Annotated in this window: 22 protein-coding genes; 11 read left to right on the top strand and 11 right to left on the bottom strand. The window is 63.8% G+C overall.

Going from position 1 to position 25,933, the window contains the following annotated elements; translation table 11 throughout:
- The first annotated feature begins 27 nt into the window (after positions 1 to 27).
- The 6 genes from GGC64_RS19760 (at position 28) to GGC64_RS19735 (ending at position 11,101) form a co-directional block, all read left to right on the top strand.
- On the top strand, positions 28 to 1,239 hold the full coding sequence (locus GGC64_RS19760; RefSeq protein ID WP_370582200.1) for a glycosyltransferase: 1,212 nt from the start codon (positions 28 to 30) through the stop codon (positions 1,237 to 1,239).
- A 604-nt stretch (positions 1,240 to 1,843) separates the two neighbouring features.
- Entirely contained in the window at positions 1,844 to 6,712 is a 4,869-nt protein-coding gene (locus GGC64_RS19755) for a PQQ-dependent sugar dehydrogenase (protein ID WP_370582199.1), read from the top strand.
- A gap of 27 nt (positions 6,713 to 6,739) precedes the next feature.
- Complete coding sequence (locus GGC64_RS19750) at positions 6,740 to 7,198, top strand: GtrA family protein (protein WP_192724246.1); 459 nt, start codon at positions 6,740 to 6,742, stop codon at positions 7,196 to 7,198.
- Positions 7,176 to 7,991 carry a glycosyltransferase family 2 protein gene (locus GGC64_RS19745; protein ID WP_192724245.1) on the top strand — a complete coding sequence of 272 codons (816 nt, stop codon included), beginning with the start codon at positions 7,176 to 7,178 and terminating at the stop codon, positions 7,989 to 7,991. The genes GGC64_RS19750 and GGC64_RS19745 overlap by 23 nt, the downstream gene beginning before the upstream one ends.
- Positions 7,988 to 9,550, top strand: coding sequence for a glycosyltransferase family 39 protein (locus GGC64_RS19740; RefSeq protein ID WP_192724244.1), 1,563 nt, complete (start codon positions 7,988 to 7,990; stop codon positions 9,548 to 9,550). Before GGC64_RS19745 ends, GGC64_RS19740 begins: the two co-directional genes overlap by 4 nt.
- Positions 9,551 to 9,553: 3 nt before the next feature.
- Positions 9,554 to 11,101, top strand: coding sequence for a glycosyltransferase (locus GGC64_RS19735; RefSeq protein WP_192724243.1), 1,548 nt, complete (start codon positions 9,554 to 9,556; stop codon positions 11,099 to 11,101).
- A gap of 11 nt (positions 11,102 to 11,112) precedes the next feature.
- On the opposite strand, the gene GGC64_RS19730 is transcribed toward GGC64_RS19735, so the two are convergent.
- The 10 genes from GGC64_RS19730 to GGC64_RS19685 all read right to left on the bottom strand — a co-directional run bounded on the left by GGC64_RS19730 (position 11,113) and on the right by GGC64_RS19685 (position 20,362).
- Complete coding sequence (locus tag GGC64_RS19730; RefSeq protein ID WP_192724242.1) at positions 11,113 to 11,943, bottom strand: SDR family oxidoreductase; 831 nt, start codon at positions 11,941 to 11,943, stop codon at positions 11,113 to 11,115.
- 28 nt (positions 11,944 to 11,971) lie between these two features.
- Positions 11,972 to 12,406, bottom strand: coding sequence for a nuclear transport factor 2 family protein (locus GGC64_RS19725; protein ID WP_192724241.1), 435 nt, complete (start codon positions 12,404 to 12,406; stop codon positions 11,972 to 11,974).
- Between the two features lie 13 nt (positions 12,407 to 12,419).
- Positions 12,420 to 14,420 (bottom strand): FAD-dependent oxidoreductase, encoded by a 2,001-nt coding sequence (locus GGC64_RS19720; RefSeq protein ID WP_370582197.1) that lies wholly within the window; start codon positions 14,418 to 14,420, stop codon positions 12,420 to 12,422.
- Positions 14,421 to 14,422: 2 nt separating this feature from the next.
- Positions 14,423 to 15,550, bottom strand: coding sequence for an NDMA-dependent alcohol dehydrogenase (locus GGC64_RS19715; RefSeq protein WP_192724240.1), 1,128 nt, complete (start codon positions 15,548 to 15,550; stop codon positions 14,423 to 14,425).
- Between the two features lie 93 nt (positions 15,551 to 15,643).
- On the bottom strand, positions 15,644 to 16,189 hold the full coding sequence (locus GGC64_RS19710) for a nuclear transport factor 2 family protein (protein WP_192724239.1): 546 nt from the start codon (positions 16,187 to 16,189) through the stop codon (positions 15,644 to 15,646).
- 2 nt (positions 16,190 to 16,191) lie between these two features.
- On the bottom strand, positions 16,192 to 16,398 hold the full coding sequence (locus tag GGC64_RS19705; RefSeq protein ID WP_192724238.1) for a ferredoxin: 207 nt from the start codon (positions 16,396 to 16,398) through the stop codon (positions 16,192 to 16,194).
- A 9-nt stretch (positions 16,399 to 16,407) separates the two neighbouring features.
- Complete coding sequence (locus GGC64_RS19700) at positions 16,408 to 17,760, bottom strand: cytochrome P450 (protein ID WP_192724237.1); 1,353 nt, start codon at positions 17,758 to 17,760, stop codon at positions 16,408 to 16,410.
- Positions 17,757 to 18,584, bottom strand: a complete 828-nt coding sequence (locus GGC64_RS19695) for an SDR family oxidoreductase (protein WP_192724236.1) — start codon at positions 18,582 to 18,584, stop codon at positions 17,757 to 17,759. Before GGC64_RS19695 ends, GGC64_RS19700 begins: the two co-directional genes overlap by 4 nt.
- On the bottom strand, positions 18,585 to 19,781 hold the full coding sequence (locus GGC64_RS19690) for a cytochrome P450 (RefSeq protein WP_192724235.1): 1,197 nt from the start codon (positions 19,779 to 19,781) through the stop codon (positions 18,585 to 18,587).
- Complete coding sequence (locus GGC64_RS19685) at positions 19,778 to 20,362, bottom strand: TetR family transcriptional regulator (protein ID WP_192724234.1); 585 nt, start codon at positions 20,360 to 20,362, stop codon at positions 19,778 to 19,780. The genes GGC64_RS19690 and GGC64_RS19685 overlap by 4 nt, the downstream gene beginning before the upstream one ends.
- Positions 20,363 to 20,503: 141 nt before the next feature.
- On the opposite strand from GGC64_RS19685, the gene GGC64_RS19680 reads away from it, so the two are divergent.
- From GGC64_RS19680 to GGC64_RS19660, 5 genes are all read left to right on the top strand, one after another.
- Complete coding sequence (locus GGC64_RS19680) at positions 20,504 to 21,970, top strand: aldehyde dehydrogenase (RefSeq protein ID WP_192724233.1); 1,467 nt, start codon at positions 20,504 to 20,506, stop codon at positions 21,968 to 21,970.
- A 77-nt stretch (positions 21,971 to 22,047) separates the two neighbouring features.
- Positions 22,048 to 22,797 (top strand): SDR family oxidoreductase, encoded by a 750-nt coding sequence (locus GGC64_RS19675; RefSeq protein ID WP_192724232.1) that lies wholly within the window; start codon positions 22,048 to 22,050, stop codon positions 22,795 to 22,797.
- Positions 22,794 to 23,648: an NAD(P)-dependent oxidoreductase gene (locus GGC64_RS19670; RefSeq protein ID WP_192724231.1), complete on the top strand. Its 855-nt coding sequence runs from the start codon at positions 22,794 to 22,796 to the stop codon at positions 23,646 to 23,648. Before GGC64_RS19675 ends, GGC64_RS19670 begins: the two co-directional genes overlap by 4 nt.
- Complete coding sequence (locus GGC64_RS19665; protein ID WP_192724230.1) at positions 23,648 to 24,076, top strand: carboxymuconolactone decarboxylase family protein; 429 nt, start codon at positions 23,648 to 23,650, stop codon at positions 24,074 to 24,076. Before GGC64_RS19670 ends, GGC64_RS19665 begins: the two co-directional genes overlap by 1 nt.
- The gene (locus GGC64_RS19660; RefSeq protein ID WP_192724229.1) at positions 24,066 to 25,292 is read left to right on the top strand and encodes a hypothetical protein; all 1,227 of its coding nucleotides are present in this window, start codon (positions 24,066 to 24,068) and stop codon (positions 25,290 to 25,292) included. Before GGC64_RS19665 ends, GGC64_RS19660 begins: the two co-directional genes overlap by 11 nt.
- Here the strand turns inward: GGC64_RS19660 and GGC64_RS19655 are convergent.
- Positions 25,269 to 25,844: a TetR/AcrR family transcriptional regulator gene (locus GGC64_RS19655; RefSeq protein ID WP_225952228.1), complete on the bottom strand. Its 576-nt coding sequence runs from the start codon at positions 25,842 to 25,844 to the stop codon at positions 25,269 to 25,271. The genes GGC64_RS19660 and GGC64_RS19655 overlap by 24 nt on opposite strands.
- Positions 25,845 to 25,933 lie beyond the last annotated feature (89 nt).

The raw sequence follows: 25,933 nt of genomic DNA, 5'->3' as shown, positions 1-25,933 counted from the left end.
GCAGCCTATTTAGAGACGCTCGACATCGTGACTGACCTGGTGGCTTCCCCCACGGCCGAGGCGGCGCCACGTTCGACGCGCAGCTACGTCCTCGACATCGTGATTCCCGTCTACAACGAGGAGCGCGATCTTCCGGGAAGCGTCCGCCGGCTGCATCACTTCCTGGCCACCGAGGTGCCCTACCCGTCGCGAATCACGATCGCCGACAATGCGAGCACGGACACCACACTGGCCGTTGCGCATTCATTGGCTGACGAGCTGGCCGACGTCGACGTCATCCACCTCGACGCCAAGGGCCGCGGCGGCGCGCTGTACACCGCGTGGATGGCTTCGGACGCCGACGTGGTCGCCTACATGGACGTCGACCTGTCCACCGATCTGTCAGCGTTGATGCCCCTTGTAGCGCCGCTCATTTCGGGCCACTCCGACGTCGCGATCGGCTCACGGCTGGCGGCGTCATCGCGTGTGGTGCGCGGGCCCAAGCGCGAATTCGTCTCTCGCAGTTACAATTTGATTCTGCGCGGTGTGCTCGGCGCCAAGTTCTCCGACGCGCAGTGCGGTTTCAAGGCCGTGCGTGCCGACGTCGCACGCCAACTGCTGCCGCACGTCGCCGACACCGGATGGTTCTTCGACACCGAGCTGCTGGTGATCGCCGAGCGTGCCGGGCTGCGCATCCACGAAGTTCCGGTCGACTGGGTCGACGATCCGGATTCGCGGGTCGACATCGTTCGCACTGCGATCAACGACCTCAAGGGCTGTTGGCGGGTGGGCAGGGCGCTGGCGACCGGCGAGCTGCCGATCCGCGAGCTGCAGCGCAGCCTCGGCCGCGAGCCGCTGGTGGCCGGCGTACCGCGCGGCATGGTCGGGCAGATGGTGCGGTTCGGCATCGTCGGCATCGCGAGCACGCTCGCCTTCGCCCTGCTGTATCTGCTGCTTCACCCCGTGATGGGCGCACAGGCCGCGAACCTCACCGCGTTGTTGTTGACCGCGATCGCCAACACCGCGGCCAACCGGGCCTTCACGTTCGGCATCCGTGGGCGTACTGGCGTTGCTCGTCATCAGTTGAATGGCTTGGTGGTGTTCGCGTTCTGTCTGGCCATCACCAGCGGCTCGCTGTTCGTGCTGCATCGATTCGACCCGACCGTCGGCAGGGTTGTGGAGCTGTCGGTGCTCGTCGGGGCGAACCTGGTGGCGACGTTGATCCGATTCGTCGCGCTGCGAAGGGTTTTCAGCGCCTGACGGTCGGCGAAGGTGCGAGGAGCACATCCACTTGTGTGGCCGCTGGGCTGGTCGTCGCGTTTGCGAGGCGGCCGGTCACTCGTCTCCGCAGCATTGACCTTCCCTGCAGTGGCAGGAGAGTTACCCAGAATTCACCTGTGCATCCTTCACAGGACGGGTGCGAATATGCCCAACCGGGCCTTTGTATTGTTGCTAGCAAATTGGTAAAGGTCACCTAGACATTCGCTGTACCGGCACTGAGGCCCGAGCGCCATGGCGGACATGGCATAGCAATATTGACGCCAGTTGTGTTTGTCATTTGATGCGCTGGTCGAGACAAAAACCAGCTCAACTACGCTAAAGCCGATGTCAGGCCATTGCGGTCTCACATGGTAGTCGTTGCAAAAGCAAGATCTTGCCACCCCATGGGCGATAGATATCTCACGTTGCTGACAATTTGGTGCCACTATTCAGTAGCAAATATTGACTGCTGCTGAATATCGGGCCGATCGGTGGGGGGATCATGCGTGCAGCCACTTCGTACGCGAGTTACCGGCCAGCTGAATGGGGGGGCGGTAGCGGGGCGACTCCGCTAACCAATGGGTACGCGAAACACATTGGACGTGTGGGCGCACTCGCGGTCGTGCTCGGCGTAGGCGCGGCCGTCGTTGCCCTCCCGGGGGTGGCGTGGGCGGATGACCCGACCGGGTCCTCTCCGCCCACGTCTACCTCATCGGAGGCGAATGCGTCTCCTTCGACGTCAACGGTGGACAGCTCGACGCCAAGCGAAGCCGCACAGGCGAATTCCGCTGGGTCCTCGGACCCGAACAGCACGAGCGACAAACCGGGCGCATCGGCAACGGCGACGGAGACGGTCACGTCTGACGGCGTGATCGTGCGAAGCTCCGGTGGCGCGCACACGTCAATCGTCGACGATGGTGCTGCCGACGCTGATGAGAACCAGCCGAGCGACCACGACACCGCGGTGCCGCCAAAAGGCGGCGCGAATACTGAGGATGCCTCACCGCGTCAAGCCGTTACGCGTGGCCAGCGCCGGACTATCTCGAGCGCAACACGATTCGCGCGGAAGCAAGCTGTCGACGCACCGTCCTATACCAGGGCTGATGCGGTCGAGCAGGTGCAGAGTTTTTCGAGCGGCACCGTAGACGCACCCGCGCGTATCGCCGGTACGACCGCCGACCAGGGCTTCAGTACGCCGACCTTTGCGCCCGCAACGGCGGATTCGATGCCCACCATTGCGGCGATTCCCAGAACTGTGATCACCGTGGCGGCAGATTTGATCCGCACAGTACTCGGCACTATCGGACCGGGCACCGGTGCTCCGCCGGAGTCGCCAACGCTTCTGGGACTACTGGCGTGGGGTCGTCAACAGCTCGTCCAAGCCCTTTCCGGCCAGGGGGCAACGTCGACCGTTGGACAGACGACCCAATTGGAGCTTGACGCATCCGACGTCGAAGGTTTGAATCCCGAGTTCGACAGAACCACCATCGTGTCCGGGCTCAACCAGCCGACTGACTTCCGCTTCCTGCCTGACGGCCGAATCCTCATCGCCGAAAAGGGCGGCGCCATCAAGGTTTACGACGGAACGCTGCACCCCGATCCGGTGATCACCCTGGCCGTGCTGCAGACCGACAACGACGAGGAACGCGGCCTTCTCGGTATCGAAGTCGATCCGAATTTCACCCAAAACGGCTACCTGTACGTCTCCTACACCACTGCGCAGAACCACGATCGCTTGTCGCGCATCACGGTGTCCGGCAACACCGCCGACCCCACGTCCGAGGTCGTATTACTCGAATCCGACCAGTTGGGCAACGTGTTCCACCACGGTGGAGAAATTCATTTCGGCCCCGACGGCAAGCTCTACTGGGCGATGGGGATGAACACGTACAACCCCAATTCGCAGAACCTCGCCAACGTCCACGGCAAGATCCTGCGCATCAACCCGGATGGCACTGTGCCTGCGGACAATCCGTTCGTCGATACCCCCGGGGCATTGCCCCAGATCTGGGCGTACGGACTTCGCAACCCGTTCCGATTCACCTTCACACCCGACGGCAAGCTCATGGCAGGCGATGTAGGCGGCAGCCTTTTCGAAGAACTCGACGTCGTCACACCTGGCGCCAATTACGGCTGGCCGCTGGCCGAAGGAGTCTGTGACGGGTGCGGGTTCGCGAACCCGATCTATTCCTACGCGCACACTGCAGACGAGGCGCACGCGGGTTCGATCACGGCCGTGATGGTCTACACCGGTACAACTTTCGACCCGTCGTATGAGAACAAGGTGTTCATCGCCGACTACACGCTCGGCTGGATCAAGACGTTGACCTTCGACTCCACCTACAGCAGCTTCATCGGCGAGCAGATGTTCGACAGCAATGCCGGCACCGTCGTCAAGCTTGCCCAGGGACCCGACGGCAACATCTATCAACTGAACATCTTCCCCGGCGAGCTGTCGATGATCGCCCCGTCGGGCGGCAACCGCGCGCCGAGCGCAGTCATCACCGCCAGTCCCGACAACGGTCTGTCACCGTTGACGGTCAACTTCTCCTCGCAAGGCTCCAACGATCCGGACCCCGACACGACCCTGACGTATGCGTGGAACTTTGGCGACGGCGCGACGTCGACATCGACCAACCCGACACATACCTACACAGTCAACGGTCCCTATGACGTGACCCTGACAGTCAGCGACGGCGCGAAGATCGGCCAGGCCGCAAAGCGAATCGTCGTCGGCAGTACCGCACCGACCGCTCAGATCCTCAGCCCGACCTCTGCGACCAAGTACAACGCCGGTGATGTGATCACGTTCAGCGGCATCGGTTCCGACGCCGAGGACGGCACGCTGCCTGCCAGCGCGTACAACTGGTCGGTCGTGTTCCATCACGCCGAACACATCCACCCGTTCCGCAACGACATCGTCGGCCCCACCGGAAGCATCACCATCCCGCGCAGTCCCGACAACATCGACACCACGTCCTACATCCTGACGCTCACGGTGACCGACAGCAGTGGCCTATCGACCTCGCGGTCGGTCGAGATAAAGCCAAACCTCGTCAATCTCACCGTCAACGCGAGCGATCCGGAGGCATCCTTCACCATCGACGGCATCCCATACAAGGGCTCGCACACGGAACGAGCCGTCGTGGGTGTGGAACGCGTGATCGGCGGGCTTTCACCGCAATTCGTCAGCGACGGACAGTTCGTATTCGACAACTGGTCCGACGGCCAGGCCCAGACTCACACGCTCACGACGCCAGGCGCCGATGCAACCTACACGGTGAACTACGACAAGTTCTTCACACCGCCTGCGCCATGGCACGACGGCGACATCGGAGTTCGCACCACGTTGGGCTACACGTCGTTTCAAAACGGCGTATTCACAGTGCGGGGGTCCGGCAACGACATCTGGGCCGACACCGACGAATTCCATTATGTCTACCAGTCATTCGGTGGCGACGGCACGGTCATCGCCCGGGTGACCTCGCAGGACGACACCGACCCCTTCGCCAAGTCGGGAATCATCATCAAGGAGTCGACGGATCCGAACAGCAAGTACGTACTGCTGGCGGCCACTCCCGACAACGGCGTCAGATTCCAGTACAACTTCAACGGCGAAAGCGGGAATGCGCCATACACGTATCCCAACGCGTGGCTGAAGCTGGAGCGCCAAGGCGACGTGTTCAGGGGTTACACGTCCGCCAACGGCACCGACTGGACCCTCGTAGGCCAGGCAACAGTGGTCATGGGCGCGAATGCCACTGCAGGCCTTGCAGTCACCTCTCATGTGAACGGCACATTGAACACCTCGACGTTCGACAACGTCAGCGTTTCATCTCACCCGGAATGGACGAGCGAGGACGTCGGGGCCCCGACGCTCGCAGGCGGCACCACCATCATCGGCAACACCTACACCGTCAAGGGTGGCGGCAACGACATCTGGGGCACCGCGGACCAATTCCAATTCCTACATCAGGGTCTGACGGGTGATGGTGAGATCGTCGCGCGAGTCACCAGTCAGCAGGTCACTGACGGATGGGCCAAGGCCGGCCTGATGGTCAAGCAGTCGACGGCGGCCGGCGCACCGTACGCGCTGATCGCGGTGACGCCGGACCATGGGCTGAACTTCCAGTCCAACTTCAACAACTCGGTGGCAGGTCCGGCGATCCCAGCAGGGACCGCGTGGCTGAAACTCACGCGCACCGGCAACACGGTGACGAGCTTCGCTTCGACCGATGGGCAGAGCTGGAACCAAGTAGGCACGGCCACAGTGGCTTTGGGTGCCGCCGCGCAGATCGGATTGTTCGTCACGTCACACAACGGCGCGCAGTTGAGCACCGCGACCTTCGACAACGTCTCGGTGACCAGGGCAGTGTTGCCTGCCCCGTGGACCGCCGACGACGTCGGGGGCCCGGCCGTGTCAGGTGCATCGTCGTATGCCGGTGGCGTGTTCACGGTCAGGGGTGGCGGCAACGACATCTGGGACACCGCAGACCAGTTCCAGTTCGTGCATCAAGCGCTGTCCGGTGACGGTGAGATCGTCGCGCACGTCACTGGCCAGGCACCGACCGACCCGTGGGCCAAGGCCGGTGTGATGATCAAGCAGTCGACGATCGCCGGCTCGCCATACGCCCTGCTTGCCGTCACACCCGGCAACGGGGTGAACTTCCAGTCCAACTTCAACAATTCGGTCGGGGGCCCGGCGGGAGCGTCATGGCTGAAGCTGACGCGTTCCGGCAACACGGTCACGAGTTATGCCTCGGTTGACGGTCAGACGTGGACTCAAGTAGGGACGGCCACCGTCGCTGCTGCGGCAGGCGCTGATGCGCAGATCGGGTTGTTCGTCACATCGCACAATGGTGGGCAGTTGAGCACCGCGACGTTCGACAACGTCCGGGTGACCCAAGGTGTCGCGGCGCCCCCTGCGGTACCCGCGCCGTGGCAGGCAGGTGACATCGGCACACCCACGGTGGCTGGTTCGAGCACGTACTCGGCGGGCTCGTTCACGGTAAAGGGTGCAGGCAACGACATCTGGGGCAGCGCCGACCAGTTCCAGTTCGTGCACCAGAAGTTGACGGGAGACGGCACGATCATCGCGCGAGTCGCCAGCCAGACACCAACGGATCCCTGGGCCAAATCGGGTGTGATGATCAAGCAGTCCACTGCCTCCGGATCGCCTTACGCGCTACTTGCTGTCACCCCCCAGCACGGAGTCGCATTCCAATACAACTTCACAGGCAATACCGATTCCGTTCCGTACACACCCACGAATGCGTGGCTGAAGCTCACCCGGTCGGGCAGCGTGATCACCGCCTACGTTTCCGCGAACGGCACCACGTGGACACCAGTTGGCACAACAGTTCTCGCGTTGGGAACCGCTGCGGAGTTCGGCTTCTTCGTCTGCTCGCACAACGGCTCGATGATCAACACGTCGGTATTCGACAACGTGTCCGTGTCGCCGGCAGCAGTCTGAATCGAAAGCGGGGGGAATATGACAACGGTGGCAGCGGAGACGGGCCTCAACTTCGCCCCCCGGATCGTGCGGTTCGCAGCGGTCGGAATGCTCTGCTACACAGTCCAATTAGGCCTCATGGTTTGTCTCGAACACAGCATGCATCTCTACTGTGCCGACTTGATCGCCTTTCTTCTTTCCGCACAGCTGAATTTCACACTGAGTCAGGTGTTCACCTGGCGCGACCGTCTGCGCGGTGAATCGCTGCTTGTGCGGTGGGCCAAATTCAACACCAGCGCGCTGATCTCGGTCAGCATCATCAATGCGGCCGTCTTCTGGCTGCTTTGTGAGACAGGTCTGTGGCTCTGGCTTGCGCTGCTCGTCGCGAACGCTGCCAGCACAGTCTGGACTTTCCTTGTGAACCACTTCGTCGTGTTCAAAGCCGAACGTAAACCTTCATCGACCGTTCATGGAGAAGAGCATCATGCGGATATTGCCCATTGCTAAAACACCACTGCCCAGTGTCGCGTTGTTCATGCCGGCATTCAACGAAGCAGCCAACCTCGTCGGCGTCGTGACGAAGGCATTCGAATTCTTCGACGCGGTCGGCATCGAGAAGCGAGCCGTCATCATCGTCGATGACGGGTCGACCGACGACACCGCCGACGTCATCGAAAACCTCAGGAGCACTTACCCTGTCGAGACCGTCTCCCACGAGGTCAACGGCGGCTACGGTCGGGCGCTGCGTTCGGGGTTCAGCGCGGCACTGGCGACGGGTTGTGAATGGGTGGCCTTTTGCGACTCCGATGGCCAGTTCAATCCGAGCGATCTGGCGTTGCTGTTGGTGGCCGCGTACTCGCACGACGTCAACGTCGTGCTAGGGGTACGCACCAAGCGTGCCGACAACTTGGCGCGAAGGGCCGCGGGCCGTATGTGGCACGGCATCAGCCGGCTCGTGTTGAAATTCCAGGCGGCCGACGTGGATTGCGGCTTCAAGTTGATGCACCGAACAGCGATCGGAGCCGTCGTCGGCCGCTTGCAAAGCGATTACGCGGCGATCTCGCCGGAGCTGCTGGCCCGGCTCTACCGCGACGGTCAGAAGTTCGTCGAGGTCCCTGTACCGCACTATCCACGCGTGAACGGTACGCAGACCGGTCTGAAGGTCAGAGTGGTGATCCGGTCCTTCGTCGACCTCTACAACGTTCGACATGAACTCGCGGGGCCTCGTCAGCGTGGCCTGGTAGTCAACGATCCACTTGCCGCGATCGCCATCAGAATCGCGGGACAGGACGCATCGTGATCGTCACCGAAGCGGTAAAGGTCCGTGCCGCAGCCCCCGCGGCCCGTCCCGATCACACATCATGGTGGGTGGCGATCTTCGCTGTCATCACCTCTGTCTGCGCGTACATGTACTTCGTCAGCAAGGGCATCGCCCTCGGCTATGCGGACTCGATTTCGCATCTGCAGATCGCCGCACGCACGCTGGACAGCCCGACCGCGGGCTTCGCGCAGCTGGGCGGCGTCTGGTTGCCGGTACCGCACCTGTTGATGCTGCCGTTCGTGTGGGTGGATTCGTTCTACTACAGCGGTTTCGCCGGCAGTGTGGTGAGCATGGCCAGCTACGTCGTCAGCTGCGTCTTCATCTACCGGATCATCCGAGATCTCACCAATACACGAACTGCCGCGGTCGCCGGAACTCTGGTGTTCGCTCTGAATCCCAATGTGCTCTACATGCAGAGCACCCCGATGACCGAACTGCTCTTCTTCGCCACTGTCGCCGCCGCGACCTACTACGTGCAGAAGTGGATTCAGACAGACGACCATTCGCGCGGCTATCCGTTCCTCTTCGCCGGTGCGTTCGCGCTGTTTCTCGGTTGCCTGACACGCTACGAGGCCTGGGTCGTCACCTTCGTACTGGCGGCGGTGCTGTTGTTCGCCGCGTGGCGGAAGTTCGGCCGGAGCGCCGCTGAGGGTGTGTTGCTGACGTTTCTGTTCTTCGCAGGCGCCGCCATTGCGCTCTGGATAGGTTGGAACACCCTCATCTTCGGCAATCCGCTGAATTTCCAGAACGGCGAATATGCGAAGCCGTCGCTATGGGTGAGCGAGGGCGAGAAAGCGGTCGGCAACCCGATTGTCGCGATCAAGACGTACTGGTATGCGACGGTGGACAACATCGGGCTGGTCCTCGTCCTCGTCATGTTCGTGGGCGTGGTCATGATGGTAGTGAAGCGCAGGAAACTGGACTCCCTGCCGACACTCGGCTTGCTGACGATGGCGCCCTTCTTCGCCGTAGCCCTCACTGTCGGCCAGCGCCCGCTACACGTCGCGGAGATCACAGGCGACATCTACAACGTCCGGTTCGGTCTACTGATGGCCATTCCCGCGGCGATCCTCGGGGGATATCTCGTCAGCCTCATCCCCTCGCGCGCACGCGTTTACGGACTCATCTTGGCCTGCGCCGTCACGCTCATCCCCCTCTTCCCGGACGGTCCGACCGGCGCAGTCACTGCCAGGGAAGGCAGCCTCTTCATCGGATTGGAAAGCAACGTCAGGGAGACCAGCGAGTATCTCGCTGCCAATTACCGCAAGGGCGAAGTGATATTGATCGAGTCGTTCGGCAATGAATCGGTCCTCTTCAACGCCAGGGTGCCGCTCACCAACAACGTTTACGAGGGCAGCTACCAGAAATGGGATCCCGCCCTCAGCGATCCGCCCGGTCAGCAGATCAAGTGGATCGTGATGCGCGTCGGGAAGACCCCCGACAAGACGTTCGGCGAGCTGTATTCGTCCAACAAGATCGCTGCCTATACCGAAGTGTTCCGCAATGACCTCTACATCATTTACGAGAGAAAGGCGTGAGGCATGGTCACGCAAGCCGCCGCGCGTCCGGTGCGCTACACCGCCGCCGCTGTCGTCAATACCGGCCAACTGATCTTCTTCGCGACGGTAATCGTCCTGGTCGTCGCGTTCACAATTGTCGCCCCGCTGACCGCGGCGAAAGTGGTTGTCGCACTGGTGCTGACGTTCTTCGCCGTTTTCGTCGGTCTCTTCAAGATGGGCGCATGGTGGGCGTCGACGCGGTACCGGCATCCGGACTACGTCGTGCCGGACGTCACCGACCCAGACCTGCCGCGTTACACCATCTTCGTGCCCTTGTACCAGGAAGCAGCGATGATACCGCCGATGATACGGGGGCTGAATGAATTGCTTTATCCGAGAGACAAATTGCGGGTGATGCTGCTTGTCGAAACCCGCGATCGCGACCCGCAGACTCGTGCCGCAATCGACGAGGCCAAGCTGCCCGATTATGTCGAGGTCGTCGAAGTGCCGCCGGTCAAGCCCTACGGCAAGCAGCGTGCCCTGAACTACGGTGCGCACAAGGTCCTTCAGGACAAGTCGAAGAAGTTCAGGGCCGGCCTTTGCGTTGTGTACGACGCGGAGGACCGCCCGGAGCCGAGCCAGCTGCTCAAGGCCGCGGGCGCATTCCGCGCCTACGAGAAGGTCGACCCGGGCGTTGTCTGCTTGCAGGCGCGATTGGCGTTCTCCAACCAGACCAGCAGCTGGGTGTCGCGGTTGATGTGGGTGGAGTACGCGATCCACTTCGAATGGGTGCTGCCCGGACTCGCACACCTCGGCCTGGTACCCCCACTCGGCGGCACGTCCAATCACTTCCGCTTTGAACCGTTGATCCGTGTCGGCATCAGCAGGAGTCGGCTGCCCCGCGACGCCAAGTGGATCGGGATATGGGACATGTACAACGTCACCGAGGATGCCGACTTGGCGGGCGCTTTGGCTCTGCACGGCTACAAGATCGCCATGCTCGACAGCGTCACGTACGAGATCGCCACTACGACGGTGCCTACCTTGATCGGCCAGCGTTCGCGGTGGCTCAAGGGCTACATTCAAACCGCGCTGATCTTCATGCGCAGGCCGTTGCGCACCATCCGCCACATGGGTCTGCGCCGGTGGTTCGTTTACGAATTGTTCTTGATCGGAACACCATTGAGCATTCTGCTCAGCGCATTGTCCTGGGTCTTGACGTTCGTCTACTTCGCCACTCGATCGCCCGGCATCGAAAAGCTCTTTCCCGTGTTGTTGCTCTATCTGGGCGTGCTACTGCTCGTTTTCGGCAACTTCGCGCTGTTCCTGCAGCATGTGGCTGCCGCCAACAAGCGTAAAGGGTTCAGCACCGTCAAATACATGCTCTTGGTGCTGTGCGGAATCTGGCAGATGCTGACCGTGGTGTCACTGGTGAAGGCGGTCTACGAGCTCATGACGCCGACGAAGCGGCACTTCTGGGACAAGACGGCGCACGGGCACGATTTGCACACTTTGGAAGTCGCGACAGGCGACAACGTGATTCCGCTGCGGCCCGACGCCGAGAGGCAGGTGCATGAGGAAACGGCGTAGCTGATCTGTCGCTAGTCGGCTGTGCGGATCATCTCGTCGAGTTCGTTCACCGACCATGGGGGCGACTCACTGTGGTCCCGGTACGCAACGATCGACGGTTTCGGGCGGTCGAAGCGGCCGACGAAACCACCTGCGGCGATGAAGATCTGACCCGTGATGCCCTTGGCGAGATCGCTGGCCAGATACGCATACGTCGGTGCCACGAACTCGGCTGGCGGAGCGTCGAGCGCCGCCTGCATGCTGGTGTCGTCGAGCAGACCGCGGCGGTGCAACGCGACGATGTGGTCTTCGTACTCCGGGCCTGTCGACAGCCGCGTCTTCGCGCCAGGGCACACGACGTTCGCGCGCACGTCGTGCTCCTTCAGCTCGGCCGCGATCGCCATCGTCAGCCCGTTGACACCGCCCTTGCCGGCCGGGTAGCCGGTGCCGCCGTAGTCGCCGAGGTAGGCGAACGAACTGCTGTTGATGATCGAACCGCCGCCCTGCGCAACCATTTTCGGTGCCGCAGCGCGACACGTCTCGAAGGTCGTGCCGAGGTGCGCGTCGACCAGGTCGCGGAACCGTGCACTGGTCACGGTGAGTATCGACTCGCTGGCCAGCCCGGCGGTCCCCGCACAGTTCACCAGGATGTCGATCCGGTCGAACTGTTGGACGCAGGCGTCGATCAACGCGTCAGCGACGGCGGGTTCGGCAGGAGAACCCGCGAATGCGACAGCACCCGTAATGCGTTGGGCTGCTTCGGCGGCCGTGCCCTGATCGCGGCCGTTGACCACCACGCCGGCGCCTTGCGCGGCCAGCAATTCGGCGACCGCGAGACCGACACCACGGGTGCCGCCGACCACGACGGCGCCGCGGCCGGCGAGAAGCGCGCTAATCCTTCTTGTCCGGCTCAGTGAACTGCATGGCGTCCATGTTCCAGTAGCCGCGCAGATTGGTGATCAGCCCGGCGTCGTTGACCTTGTAGGTGAACGCGCCGCGCACGGTGGCAACCATGCCGTTAGGAAACTCGGTGCGCAGCACCAGAATGTAGGCGATCTCGGTCGGTGAGCTCGACGGGAATGTCTCTTCCCGAGTGACCGTGAGCTTGTTCGGGCCGATGTTCGCGTCGTAGAAGGCCGCAACGGCCTCTTTGCCGCGCACACCGGTGCCACCAGGATTGGTGAACGCATCGCCGATCGGGTCCTCGATCATGACGTCGTCGGCCATCAACGCCAGCCAACCCTCCCTGTCCCCGGATTGCACGCAGCGCCATGACGACTCCGATGCGGCGACGACGGGCGTCTTTTCCACTGTCTCCTGACTCATTTCACTCCTCTTGTTAGATGGCGCAGGCGGCGCGGGCGCCGTCCGCGGTGGCCTTGCGGATCAGCCCGAGCCCAGTGCAGTCCCCCGCGGCGTGCACAGCCGCGTTGGGCAGCGCGGCGACGAGCTTCTCGTACAGTTCCGTGTTCGGTTGCAGGGTGCCTGCAACGACGACGCTGTCCGCAGCGAGCCTGCGGCTGCGGCCGCCATAGGGCGTGAAATCCACCCCGTCGGGCGCGATCTGCTCCACCGCGACGCGCACGTGCACCGTGACGCCCAACCGGTCGAGCCGGTCCATGTGTTCGGTCTTGCGCTTGTTGCCCAGTTCGGGCGCGATGGTCTTGCCTGTCTCGAGCACCGAGACGAGCCGACCACGCGCGGCGAGGAACTCGGCGAGCTCCAGCGCGACGAGGTCGGCGCCGATGATCACGACGCGATGACCGATCGGCATCCATGCCTTGGACGCCAGCCGAACAGTCCCGGGGCGGACCAGCCGCTGCCGCCACCCGCCGAACTGTTCGCGAAGCGCTTCGCCGGTCTGCACATGCGGCAGTGAACTTCCTGCGATGGTAGGCAGGACGACCTGGCCACCGTTGGCAACCACGACCGCGTCGGGCTGCAGGGAAACGATGTCATCTGCTGAAACCTCGTGTCCCAGCTCGACATTCACCTCGCTGCGGCTGACCTCATCGCGTAGCCACCGCAAGAACGGTTCGTTCTCCTGGTGCAGGATCGACGCCCACAGCAGCGCGCCGCCGGTCTGGGTGTTGCGTTCGAAGAGCGTGACACGGTGGCCGCGCCCGGCGGCGACCCGCGCTGCTTCCATGCCTGCCGGTCCGCTGCCGATCACCACCACGTTCTTGGCGCGCGGCGCGCGGGGTGCGGCCAGTTCGCGTTCCTTGCCGGTGCGGGGATTGACGGCGCAGTCGACAGAGAAGCGTTGTTCCATGGCGTCGATGCAGTTTTCGCATGAGATGCACTTGCGCACGCGGTCGGCGTGACCGGAGGCGACTTTGTTCGGCAGCTCGGGGTCGGCGAGCATCGGACGGCCCATCGCGATGAAGTCGGCGCGCCCGTCGGCGAGAATCTGCTCGGCACGCTCGGCGTCGTGGATGCGTCCGACAGCGATGACCGGCACATCGACGACTTGCTTGACCGCGGCAGCCGCGCCGACGTTGAGCGCGTCGCCGTCGTCTGAGGAGTTGACCATGCCGGTTACGAGCCGGTCGATCACGCCGCCGCTGACGTGGAAGGCGTTCACACCGGCGGCTACCAATTGCGGTGCCACCTGGGCGGTTTCGAACATCGGTCGACCGCCTGCGACCCGCTCATACCCGGAGATGCGCAGTGTGATCGGTAGTGCGTCACCGATCTCGGATCTGATGGCGGCCAGCGCCTCGACGACGACGCGGATGCGGCCCTTGACCGAGTCGCCGCGGTAGTCGTCGGTGCGGCGGTTGCGCTGCGGCGCCAGGAATGACCCGAGGAACATGTAGCCGTGCGCGGCATGTAGTTCGATGCCGTCGTAGCCGGCTTCGGCCGCTCGGCGAACCGCCGCTTTGAACAAGTCGAACACCTCGACGAGTTGTTCGTGGGTGACCTCCGCCGACGGCCTACCGGTCAGGTACGACGGAATGACCGACGGCCCAATGGAAGTCACGCCGTACATCTCCGGTCCCAGCCCGTCGGGTCCGGCGTGCACGATCTGCGGCTGGATCTTGGCGCCGTGTTCGTGCACCGCGTCAACCAGTGCGCGGTGGGCGTCGACGGCCGCGTCGGTGCCAAGGTGCAGGCCGCCGGGCGTCTCGGGGTGTTTGGGGTCGATTCCGGTGGCGCCCACGGTGATCAGCCCAACGCCTCCCTTGGCCCGGGCGGCGAAGTAGGCACGCGTGCGCTCCGCGGGTAGGCCGTCCGGCGTTCCGTACATGGTCTCCATCGGAGACATGACGAAGCGGTTGCGCAGCGTCATCGAGCCGATCCGGCCCGGCTGCAACAGGTGGGTGAACCCGCGGGCCACCGCTACCGGTCGTCGTCGGTGTAGCGGATCACGCCGCGAATGTTCTTGCCGTCCAGCATGTCCTGGTAGCCCTCGTTGATCTGCTCCAGCTTGTACTGACGGGTGATCATGTCGTCGATGTTGAGCTTGCCTACCTTGTACATCGACAGCAGCTGCGGAATGTCGTAGTGCGGGTTGCCGCCGCCGAAGATGGTGCCCTGCAGGTTCTTCTGCATCAGCGTGAGCATCGCGAGGTTGAGCGTCACCTGGGTGTCGAGCAGACTGCCGATCGCGGTCGCGACGCAGGTGCCGCCCTTGGCGGTGATCATCAGGTAGTTGTCGATGTCTTCCCCGTGGAGCTCACCGACGGTGACGATGACTTTGTGGGCCATGAAGCCCGCGGTGACCTCGGCGATGCCCATCAGCGCGGTGTTGATGTCCGGATATGCGTGGGTGGCACCGAATTTCAGTGCCGCGTCGCGCTTCCACTCGACGGGCTCGATGACGAAGATGTGCCGAGCGCCAGCATTGACCGCACCCTGAAGGGCTGACATGCCGACGCCGCCGACGCCGACGACCGCGACGTCCTGGCCGGGCCGGATGTCAGCGGTGCGTACTGCCGAGCCGTAGCCGGTGGTCACGCCGCAACCCACCAGGGCGGCCACCTCGAACGGGATCGACGGGTCGATCTTCACCACAGAGCTCTTGTGCACGACCATGTACGGCGAGAAGGTGCCCAGCAGCGTCATCGGGAAAACGTTCTGGCCCTTGGCCTGGATCCGGAAGGTGCCGTCGGAGACGGCCGCGCCGTTGAGAAGTCCTGCGCCCAGGTCACACAAGTTGCGCAGCCCGGCCTGACACGACGGACAGTGCCCGCACGACGGGATGAAGGACAGCACGACGTGGTCGCCGGGGGCGACTTCCTCCACGCCGGGCCCGACCTCGGTGACGATGCCGGCTCCCTCATGGCCGCCGAGCACCGGGAAGCCGCCCATCGGGATGCCGCCAGTGACCAGATGATGGTCGGAGTGGCACATCCCCGACGCCTCCATCTGGATCTTCACCTCGTCCTTGACGGGGTCGCCGATCTCGATCTCCTCGATCGACCACGGCTGGTTGAACTCCCAGATGAGAGCGCCTTTTGTCTTCATCCTCAGGTGCCTTCCGCTAGTGCCACTGACCACAGACTAGAGCCATTAGTTAGGTGCGTCACACCCGCCCCCAAGCAACCGCTTGGCCGGGAGTCACCAGATCGGCACCGGCGCTTGCCCGAGCGGGTAGTAGCCGGGCAGCTTCTCCCCGGCCAGCGAGCGTTCGATCCGCTTCTGCATGCCCGCGCTGAGGTCACCGGACTCGATCAGCTTCATGAACATCTTGGAGACGTGGCCGAAGTCGAAGAAGTCACGCTGCCACTCGATCTTCAGGTTCGCGTTCAGCCGGAACCAACTGCCGCCGATGCCGTAGATCTCGTCCTGCGTGCCGTCCGCCTTGTCCACGATCTGCTTCCAGAAGCCGACGATCTCGCCGAGCTTGTCGTCGACGATCACCTTCTGATACTCGTAGCGCCAGTTCTCCAGGCCCTGCATCTCCAGACCCAAGGCGACGTCGCGGATTTCATCGATGCCGACGCACATCACGTCTTCCATCGGGCCGATGTTCCAGCCGTACGTGGCGTCGTCTGTGTAGAAGTCGGCGAGAGGTCGCCAGTCACCGTTCTTTTCGCAGTCGCGGTTGACCGCAAGCCACTGCTCGACCCAGTTGTCGAGTTCTTCTCGGGGCAATGACGGCATAGTCAGTCCTTATCTTCTTTGATGGACAGTGCTTGCGTGGGACAGGCCCACACGGCTTGTTCGATCTGGGCCCGATCTTCTTCCGGCGGTTCTGTATTGAGAATTTCGACCTTCCCCCGTTTAGGCACCGTGAAGTAGTCGGGTGCCTCGACCTCGCACATGGCGTGGCCCTGGCAGAGATCCAAGTCGACCTCGATCCGAAAACCCATGGTCTCCTCCTACTTGGCGCGCCTGCGGTAGCGTGCTTTGGCCGGGCGCTCCAGTTGCACCACCATCTTCGAGTGGTCATTGCGGTACGAGTCGGCGGGCTGCGCCATCTCGAACTCGTACTCGCGCAACAACACCGAGAAGATCGCCTTGATCTGCATCTGGGCGAACGCGGCGCCGACGCAGCGGTGCCGTCCCGCGCCGAACGGGATCCAGGTCCAGCGGTTGGCGATGTCGGCCTGTTCGGGCTTGTTGTAGCGATCGGGGATGAAAGCGTCCGGATCGGGGAAGTCCTCGGGGATCCGGTTGGAGACAGCGGGAGACGCGGCGACGAAGTCACCCTTGTGAATCGGAAAGCCCTGCACTTCGAACTCGCCCTGGGCGACCCGCATCAAGATGATCAGCGGCGGATGCAGCCGCAGCGTCTCCTTGACGACGTTGTCCAGCTTCGGAATCTGGCGCAGCGCATGGAAACTGACCTCTTGGCCGTCGGCGTAGAGCTCGTCGAGTTCGTCGCGCACCTCGGCGTAGATTTCGGGATTGCGGATCAGTTCGATCAGCGTCCACGCCGATGTTCCTGAGCTGGTGTGGTGGCCTGCGAACATCAGCGAGATGAACATGCCGGTGACCTCGTCGGCGGAGAACCGGGGGTTTCCGTCCTCGTCGCGGATCGACACCAGCACGTCGAGCATGTCGCGGTCGGCCTTGTCCTTCGGCGGATTGGCCAACCGCTGGTCCATGATCTCCTGCACCAGCGCAACGAGTTTCACGCGGGCCTCGTCGCGGCGCCTGAAGCTCTCGATCGGCAGGTACGGGTCGACATAGCACAGCGGATCGGTGCCGCGCTCCAGGTCGTGGTAGTACTCGGCGAACCTGTGGTCGAGCTGTTCGCGGAACTTCAACCCGATCAGGCACGCGGTCGAGGTGTATATGGTCAGCTCGGCGAAGAAGTCGAGCAGTTCGATCTCGCCTTCGTCGCCCCAGTCGGCGATCATCTTCTTGACTTCGCCCTCGATGGTCGCGGCGTGGCCCTTCATCTGCTCCCCGCGCAGCGCCGAGTTGTGCAGCATCTCCTTGCGCCGCTCGGGGCTGGCGTCGAACACCACACCCTTGCCGAAGATCGGCGTCATGAACGGGTAGGCCTCGGCCTGGTCGAGATCTTCGTCGGCAGAGCGGAAGAAGAACTCGTTGGCCTCCGCGCCGGACAGGAAGATCACGTGCTTGTCGACGAGTTGGAACCAGCCGACATCGCCGCATTCCTCGCGGATGCGTTTCATCAAACCGATTGGGTCGGTGCGGAATTCCTCGAGGTGGCCGTGCTCTTCTTCGCCCCCGGACACCCGGGGCACAATTGCGGTGGTCATACCGGTGGCATTCCTTCCTCGCCAAGCGCAAGTTTCTGCCGGTCCTTCTTGTCGGCCAACGGCGCCTCGGGCTGCAGTTCCATGTTCGCGATGAACCCGCCACGCGGCGTCTCGGCGACGAACGTGATGGCCCGCGCGAGATCCGCCGCCCGCAGGAAGTAGTCGTGACGGGCCTGGCCCCATCTGGCCCAGTCTTCGAGGGCTGGACCGATCAACTCGGCGGGCAGGCTCCAACCCATGTTGGTCTTGGTCGGGCCGGGATGCACGATCGAGGCACGGACGCCGGTGCCTTCGAGTTCCATCTGGAAGTTGGTGACCATCGCGACCAGTGCGGCCTTGGCCGCCCCGTAGGCACCCATGTGCGGGCGCTGACGAAGTGCGACGTCGGAGCCCACGAAGATCAGGTCACCACGCTGGCGCTCGATCATGCCGGGCAGCACCGCGGCGGCCAGCCGGTTGGCGCCGACCAGGTGGATCTGCAGCTGCGACTCGAACTCGTCGGTGCTGATGTCAGCCAGCTTGCCGAAGTAGGTGTCACCGGCGCCCGCCACCAGTACCTCGATCTCACCGAGCGCCTCGACCGATTGCGAGACAAAGGATTTGACCGAGCCGGGGTCGGTGACGTCGAGGTGGAAACCAACGGCCTCGCCGCCGTCGGCGCGGATCTTGCCGACGATTTCGTCGAGCTTCTCGACGCGGCGAGCGCCGAGTGCGACGGGAAAGCCGTGCGCGGCAAGCTCGATCGCGGTGGCTTCGCCGATCCCGGACGAGGCGCCGGCGACGATGGCTGGTCTGCGCTTGGGCAGCGGTTCAAAGCGGGGCATTCAGCGGGTCTCCACGGTGATCGGTAGATGAGCGAATCCGCGGACGTTACTGGAGTGGACGCGGACGGCGTTGGCCTCGTCGACTTCATATCCGCGGATTCGCTTGAACAACTCGGCCAGCGCCACCCGAGCCTCCATTCGCGCCAAGTGCGCGCCGAGGCAGAAGTGGGCACCGCTGCCGAAACTCATGAGTTTGGACCCGATTTCGCGTCCGATGAGGTAGTCGTCGGGGTTGGTGAAGACTCGCTCGTCGCGGTGGGCCGAACCCGGCAGGAGCAACAGGACGTCGCCGTCGGGAATGGTGGTGTCATACAGCGTCAGGTCTCCGGAGACGGTGCGCGCGAGGATCTGACTGGAGGTGTCGTAACGCAGCGTCTCCTCGACCCACAACGGCACCCGCTCCATGTCGTCGTAGACGGGCGTCAGCTGGTCAGGGTTCTTGTGCCCCCAGAACGCCGCGTTGGCAAGCAGTTTGGTGGTGGTCTCGTTGCCCGCGATGACCATCAGGAACATGAAGCCCAGAATCTCGTCGTCGGTCAACCGGTCGCCGTCGATCTCGGCCTCCAGCAGCGCCGTCGTCAGGTCGTCGGTGGGCTTCTTGCGACGCTCGGCGACCATCTCCTGGTAGTAGACGATCAGGTTGATGGACGCCTCGACCGCCGCTTGCGGCACGTCGGTGACGCCTTCGTCGCGGTGCATGACACCGTCGGCCCAAGCACGGACCTGAGCCCGGTCGGGCTGGGGAACGCCCATCAATTCGGAGATGACGTCCATCGGGAGCTTGCCCGCGAATTCGTCGACGTAGTCGAAAGTCTCTGACTGCAAAGCGATGTCGAGGTGCTGAATGGCGATCTCGGTGACTCGTGGTTCCAGTTCGCGGATGCGCCGCGGGGTGAAACCCTTGGAGACCAGGGTGCGCAACCGCAAGTGCGCGGGATCGTCCATCGCGAGAAACGACATGGTCTTGGATGCGTGCGGGCCACGTGACGCCGGGTCGAGCGAAACGCCGAACTTGTTCGACAGCGTCGTGCTGTTGCGGAAACCCTGCAGCACGTCACTGTGCCGCGACAACGCCCAAAACCCGAGCTCCTCATTGTGATACAGCGGAGCTTCGTCGCGCAGCCGCTGGTAGTACGGGTACGGGTCTTCGTGGAAGTCGTAGTCGTACGGATCGAGCACGAGGTCGCTTACGGTCACTCTTCTTCTCCCAGGATGAGGCCGACGACGTAGGTGAGGCGGTCGGCGATCTGGTGGTACGTGACGACGCCGCTGCCCGCATGGACCAGCGCGCCGAAATACGTCATCTCGAGGGCCGATACCGTGCGTGGGTCGGCGTCTGGGCCGACCGCCGACCGGATGCGCTTGTGGATCTCCGCGCCGATGCGATCGCGCACCGCGCGCACGGCCTGATCGCCATTGCTCAGCAGCGCCGTCGTGCACGCGGCCGCGACCTCCGGCTCGTCGGCGATCATCAGTGTCAGCGCACGCAGCGCCTGCTCGACGCGACTGGTGCGGGTGTCGTTGACGTCGGTGAAGTACGGCACTTGCCGGACGAGGTCCAGGTACACCTCGGCAATCAGATGGTTCTTGGACGAGAAGTAGGTGTAGGCGGTCGCCGGGGCGACCTTGGCGCGGGCGGCCACCGCCCGCACCGTCAGATCGGCATATGACGACTCGCGCAGCATTTCGACGCCGGCGGCGAGCACCTTGCGGAACGTCTCCTCCTGGCGGCGGTTGCGTGGCTGTTCTGTGACGGCTGCCACGGCATCGCTGGACACATGTCCAAGTTATCTGACCGGATGGCCGATAGGCAAGTACGCAGGTGAATCGGGTCATGCTTGCAACAAGGACGCTTCGCGGGCTATCGTTCGGATAAGCCAAGTCGGACAGTTGTCCAGCAAAGAAGCGGAGAGTTGGTCATGGGCCTGCGCAGCGATCGCCAGAGTCAGCTGTTCATCGACGGGAAGCTGGTTGCCGGTAGTGGTGGCACGTTTCCGACGATCAATCCCGCCACCGAAGAGGTGCTCGGAATGGCCGCCGACGCGACCGTCGACGACATGGACCGGGCGATCGAGGCAGCTCGCCGCGCGTTCGACGAGACGGACTGGTCGACCAACGTCGAGTTGCGGGTGCGGTGTGTGCGCCAGCTGCAGGAGGCGCTCACCAAGAACGTCGAGGAACTACGCGAGCTGACCATTGCCGAAGTCGGTGCCCCAGTCATGCTGACCTCGATGGCGCAGCTGGAAGGTCCGATCGCCGACCTGAGTTTCTGCGCCGACACCGCCGAGTCCTACCAGTGGACAACCGACTTCGGCATCGCCGAGCCGATGGGCATCAAGACGCACCGCACCGTCGCACGGGAAGCCGTCGGCGTCGTGGGTGCCATCACCCCATGGAACTTCCCGCATCAGATCAACCTGGCCAAGCTCGGCCCGGCGCTGGCGGCGGGCAACACCGTCGTCCTCAAGCCGGCGCCGGACACGCCATGGTGTGCCGCCATCCTCGGCGAGTTGATCGCTGAGCACACCGACATCCCGCCCGGCGTGCTCAACATCGTCACCTCCAGCGACCACGGCGTCGGCGCGCTGCTGTCGAAAGACCCACGCGTGGACATGGTTTCGTTCACCGGGTCGACGGCCACCGGACGCGCAGTGATGGCCGACGGCGCCGCGACACTCAAGAAGGTCTTCCTTGAACTCGGTGGCAAGTCGGCCTTCCTCGTGCTCGACGACGCGGATCTGGCCGGCGCGTGTTCGATGTCGGCGTTCACTGCATCGATGCACGCCGGTCAGGGCTGCGCGATCACGACCCGGCTGGTGGTGCCGCGAGCGCGTTACAACGAGGCGGTCGAGGCTGCGGCGGCAACCATGGGCTCGATCAAGCCGGGCGATCCGACAGACCCCGGCACCGTCTGCGGGCCGTTGATCTCCGCGCGGCAGCGGGACCGCGTTCAGGGCTATCTGGACTCGGCCACCGACGAGGGCGGCAAGTTCGCCTGCGGCGGCGGCAGGCCCGCCGACCGCGACACCGGCTTCTTCATCGAGCCGACAGTCATTGCGGGCCTTGACAACAACGCGAAGGTCGCACGTGAGGAGATCTTCGGCCCGGTGTTGACGGTGATCGCGCACGACGGCGACGACGACGCGGTGCGGATCGCCAATGATTCGCCGTACGGGCTGTCCGGCACCGTGTTCTCGGCCGATCCGGACCGTGCCGCGGGCATCGCCGCGCGGATGCGCGTCGGCACCGTCAATGTCAACGGCGGCGTCTGGTACTCCGCCGACATGCCGTTCGGGGGATACAAGCAGTCCGGCATCGGCCGGGAGATGGGCCTGGCGGGTTTCGAGGAGTACCTCGAGACCAAGGCCATTGCCACAGCAATTTGACCCGCCGAACGTGGGTTACCCGCACGCCTAACGGCGAAAAACGTGCATCAAGTCCACGCTCGGCGGAAAGGAAAGATATGCAGTTCGACGAAAAGGTCGCGATCGTCACCGGCGCCGGTGGCGGCATCGGCCAGGCCTACGCCGAGGCGCTGGCCCGCGAGGGCGCTGCGGTGGTGGTGGCCGACATCAACACCGAGGGCGCGCAGAAGGTCGCCGACGGGATCAAGGGCGAGGGCGGCAACGCGCTGGCGGTCCGAGTGGATGTGTCCGATCCGGACTCAGCGAAAGAGATGGCCGCGCAGACGCTTTCGGAGTTCGGTGGCATCGACTATCTGGTCAACAATGCGGCGATCTTCGGCGGCATGAAGCTGGACTTCCTGATCACCGTCGACTGGGACTACTACAAGAAGTTCATGAGCGTGAATATGGACGGTGCCCTGGTGTGCACTCGCGCGGTGTATCGAAAGATGGCCAAGCGCGGTGGCGGCGCCATCGTCAATCAGTCCTCGACGGCGGCCTGGCTGTACTCGAACTTCTACGGTCTGGCGAAGGTCGGCGTCAACGGCCTCACCCAGCAGCTGGCCACTGAGCTCGGCGGGCAGAACATCCGGGTCAACGCGATCGCGCCCGGTCCCATCGACACCGAGGCGAACCGGACCACGACGCCGCAGGAGATGGTTGCCGACATCGTCAAGGGAATTCCGTTGTCCCGCATGGGCCAACCCGAAGACCTGGTCGGCATGTGCCTGTTCCTGCTGTCCGATCAAGCGAAGTGGATCACCGGCCAGATCTTCAACGTCGACGGCGGACAGATCATCCGCTCATGAGTGACGACATCAAGCTCGGCTATATCGGCCTTGGCAACCAGGGCGCGCCCATGGCCAAGCGTCTCGTCGAATGGCCCGGCGGTCTGGTGGTTTTCGATGCGCGCGCCGAGGCGATGACGCCGCTGGCCGAAGCCGGCGCCAGTCTCGCCGACAGTGTGGCCGACGTGGCGGAGGCCGACGTCATCAGTGTCACCGTGCTCAACGACGAGCAGGTGCGCGATGTTGTCGGGGAGTTGGCGGCGCATGCGAAGCCCGGCACCGTCATCGCGATCCACTCCACGATCAGCGACGGGACTGCCGCCGAGTTGGCCGAGCAGTTGCATTCGGAGGGCATTCACATCGTTGATGCACCAGTCAGCGGTGGCGACCGCGCCGCGAAGAAGGGCGAGTTGGCAGTGATGGTCGGCGCCAGTGATGAGGCGTTCGAACTCGTCGAGAAGCCGTTCTCGCTGTGGGCATCGCTCATCGTGCACGCCGGACAGCCTGGCGCGGGTACCCGAATGAAACTGGCCCGCAACATGTTGCACTTCATTTCGTTCACCGCCGCGGGTGAGGCATTGAAGCTCGCCGACGCAGCAGGTGTGAACTGCCAGGACCTCGGCAAAGTCGTCCGCCACAGTGACAAGCAGAGCGGCGGCGCAGGCATGGTCATGTGGCGCGACGATGCGAAGCCACTTGCCCCTGACCACTTTCTGTATCAACCCTTCCTGCACAACCGCGCGTTAGGCGAGAAGGATTTGCGCCTGGCGCTGGCGCTCGGTGAGGAATTGGGCGTCGAGCTGCCGATGGCGGAATACGCACTGCAAAACTTCGCCGCCAGCCTCGGCGTCCCGCATACGAAGGAGTCGTAATGGAAGAGCTGCGCAAGAAGGGCCTCGCCAAGATGAACGAGGTCTATGGGTGGGAGATGCCGGACATGCCCGGCGAGTACTTCGCCCTGACCGCAGACCACCTCTTCGGCACCATCTGGACGCGCCCCGGCCTGTCGATGCGGGACAAACGGATCATGACGCTGACCGTGGTGACCGCTCTCGGTATCTCTGACTTGGCCGAGATCCAGGCCAACGCCGCGCTCGCCAACGGCGAGATCACCGAGGACGAGCTCAAGGAGATGGCGATCTTCCTTACCCACTACCTCGGATTCCCGTTGGGTTCCAAGCTCGACGGCGTGGTCACGAAGGTGACAAAGCAGCGGAAGAAGCAGCAGGGCGAGGACAAGAAGGCGAACGTCGACGCGGCGCTGAAGATGCACTCGGGAAGCAGTCTCGATGACAAGTAGGTTTGCCGGCCTGTCGCGGGAGCAGCTCGCGACGCTGGTGCCGGAGCTGCTGTTGATCGGTCAGCTGATCGACCGCTCCGGAATGGCTTGGTGCATCAGCAATTTCGGTCGCGAGGAGATGCTGCAGATCGCGATCGAGGAATGGATGGGCGCCAGCCCGATCTACACCAGGCGAATGCAGAAGGCTCTCAACTACGAGGGCGACGACGTCGTCACGATCTTCAAGGGCCTGCAACTCGACATCGGCGCGCCCCCGCAATTCATGGACTTCCGCTACACAGTGCATGACCGTTGGCACGGTGAGTTCCACCTCGACCACTGCGGCGCGCTGCTCGACGTCGAACCGATGGGCGAGGAGTACGTCCGCGGCATGTGCCACGACATCGAGGACCCGACGTTCGACGCCACCGCGGTGGCCACCAACCGCAGGGCGCAGATCCGTCCCATTCACCGCCCGCCGCGGGCGCCTGCCGACCGCCACCCCCACTGCGCGTGGACCGTGGTCATCGACGAGTCTCACCCAGAGGTGCAGGACCATCCCGTCCTCGACGTGATACGCCGAACTCGCGCCGCCCGAACCGAACTCGACCCGATCGACGCTGCCGACGAAGGGCAGTCGGATTACTCGGGCGCCTTGGTGTCCGACTTCGACTTCGGCGCGTTCTCACAGTCGGCGCTCGTGCGGATGGCCGACGAAGTATGTCTGCAGATGCACCTGCTGAACCTGTCGTTCGTCATCGCGGTCGGCAAGCGCGCGGGTACGAACACCGAACTGGCGACCGAGATCTGCACCAAACAGCTCATCGGCCTTGCCGGCATCGCCGCCGAACGTATTCACCGCGCTCTGGGCCTGCCCGGCGGCATCGAGGGCGCGATGCGCACGCTTGAACTGCATCCGATGTTCAATCCCGCCCCGTACGTGACCGCCGAATTCGGCCCGGACACCGTGCACGTCCGCCGCTCTGCGGCGCACGAGGACGGGGCGTGGTTGTCGTTGGTCGGACCGACCGAGACGCGCCCACTGCAGGCGGCCGTCGCCGCGATCGACCCGCGACTCGACGTCGAGACCGCAGGAACTGACAACGAGTGGACGGCGCGAATCATCGAAACCGACACGGCGGCAAAGGAATTACCGGAGGTATCGGTGGTCCGGGTCAGCGGCGGCGCGACGTTTACCTTCGAGCACCGGAAGTCACTGCCGCTCACCGTGATCTGAGCGCTGCACGTACGTCACGATGGCGTTCGTCAGGCCACGCCGCGCCATATCGAGGTCGTAGTAGGAACCGAGTTGGCGCTCCGAGGCGAGGCCCCGCATAGCGCCTGGGATGAACGACGCGACCTCACGGACCCGTTCGGGATCGACATCGACGTCGCGGAACGCCTCTTGGCACGCTTCGATCCAACTACGCCCCCATGACTGGAGTTCAGCGGCCGTCTTCGGATAGAGCCGCTCCAACTCCGCGCCATCGCGGGGCAACGCTGCCCGCAGCGTCTCGATCGCGCGCGAATCGGGTGCCGACAACCCGTCGAAGAGGAGGTCGATGATGGCGGCCACCCGCTCGCGCAACGGCGCATCCGGGGTGGCCTGTGAAGGCAATTGCCCGCGCCGCTCAGCGGTGCGACGCAACACCGCGGCCCACAAGCCGTCGATATCGCCGAACTGATATTTGACCGCACCCCAAGTCGCGCCGGCGTCCTTCGCGATGCGATTGGCGGAAGCCGCGGCGACATCACCGCTCGCCAGGGCGCGCAGCGCCGCGTCGAGCATGGCGTCACGCGTCGCCTGACCGCGGCGGTTGCTCCGCCGAGCGCTCGTCGCCGAATCTGACACTTGACGAATGATAGAGCCCTCTGTGA

Source organism: Mycobacterium sp. OAS707 (genome assembly GCF_014873705.1).
GTDB lineage: Bacteria > Actinomycetota > Actinomycetes > Mycobacteriales > Mycobacteriaceae > Mycobacterium.
The sequence above is the reverse complement of the archived record's forward strand: the minus strand, read 5'-3'. Positions and strand labels throughout refer to the sequence as shown.

What these genes read in the sequence shown, in the direction of transcription:
- GGC64_RS19725 (WP_192724241.1), bottom strand. Translation starts at nt 12,406, where the DNA reads ATGAGTCAGGAGACAGTGGAAAAGACGCCCGTCGTCGCCGCATCGGAG.
- GGC64_RS19745 (WP_192724245.1), top strand. Translation starts at nt 7,176, where the DNA reads ATGCGGATATTGCCCATTGCTAAAACACCACTGCCCAGTGTCGCGTTG.
- GGC64_RS19670 (WP_192724231.1), top strand. Translation starts at nt 22,794, where the DNA reads ATGAGTGACGACATCAAGCTCGGCTATATCGGCCTTGGCAACCAGGGC.
- GGC64_RS19675 (WP_192724232.1), top strand. Translation starts at nt 22,048, where the DNA reads ATGCAGTTCGACGAAAAGGTCGCGATCGTCACCGGCGCCGGTGGCGGC.
- GGC64_RS19660 (WP_192724229.1), top strand. Translation starts at nt 24,066, where the DNA reads ATGACAAGTAGGTTTGCCGGCCTGTCGCGGGAGCAGCTCGCGACGCTG.
- GGC64_RS19665 (WP_192724230.1), top strand. Translation starts at nt 23,648, where the DNA reads ATGGAAGAGCTGCGCAAGAAGGGCCTCGCCAAGATGAACGAGGTCTAT.
- GGC64_RS19710 (WP_192724239.1), bottom strand. Translation starts at nt 16,189, where the DNA reads ATGCCGTCATTGCCCCGAGAAGAACTCGACAACTGGGTCGAGCAGTGG.
- GGC64_RS19680 (WP_192724233.1), top strand. Translation starts at nt 20,504, where the DNA reads ATGGGCCTGCGCAGCGATCGCCAGAGTCAGCTGTTCATCGACGGGAAG.
- GGC64_RS19715 (WP_192724240.1), bottom strand. Translation starts at nt 15,550, where the DNA reads ATGAAGACAAAAGGCGCTCTCATCTGGGAGTTCAACCAGCCGTGGTCG.
- GGC64_RS19705 (WP_192724238.1), bottom strand. Translation starts at nt 16,398, where the DNA reads ATGGGTTTTCGGATCGAGGTCGACTTGGATCTCTGCCAGGGCCACGCC.
- GGC64_RS19695 (WP_192724236.1), bottom strand. Translation starts at nt 18,584, where the DNA reads ATGCCCCGCTTTGAACCGCTGCCCAAGCGCAGACCAGCCATCGTCGCC.
- GGC64_RS19655 (WP_225952228.1), bottom strand. Translation starts at nt 25,844, where the DNA reads ATGCTCGACGCGGCGCTGCGCGCCCTGGCGAGCGGTGATGTCGCCGCG.
- GGC64_RS19700 (WP_192724237.1), bottom strand. Translation starts at nt 17,760, where the DNA reads ATGACCACCGCAATTGTGCCCCGGGTGTCCGGGGGCGAAGAAGAGCAC.
- GGC64_RS19735 (WP_192724243.1), top strand. Translation starts at nt 9,554, where the DNA reads ATGGTCACGCAAGCCGCCGCGCGTCCGGTGCGCTACACCGCCGCCGCT.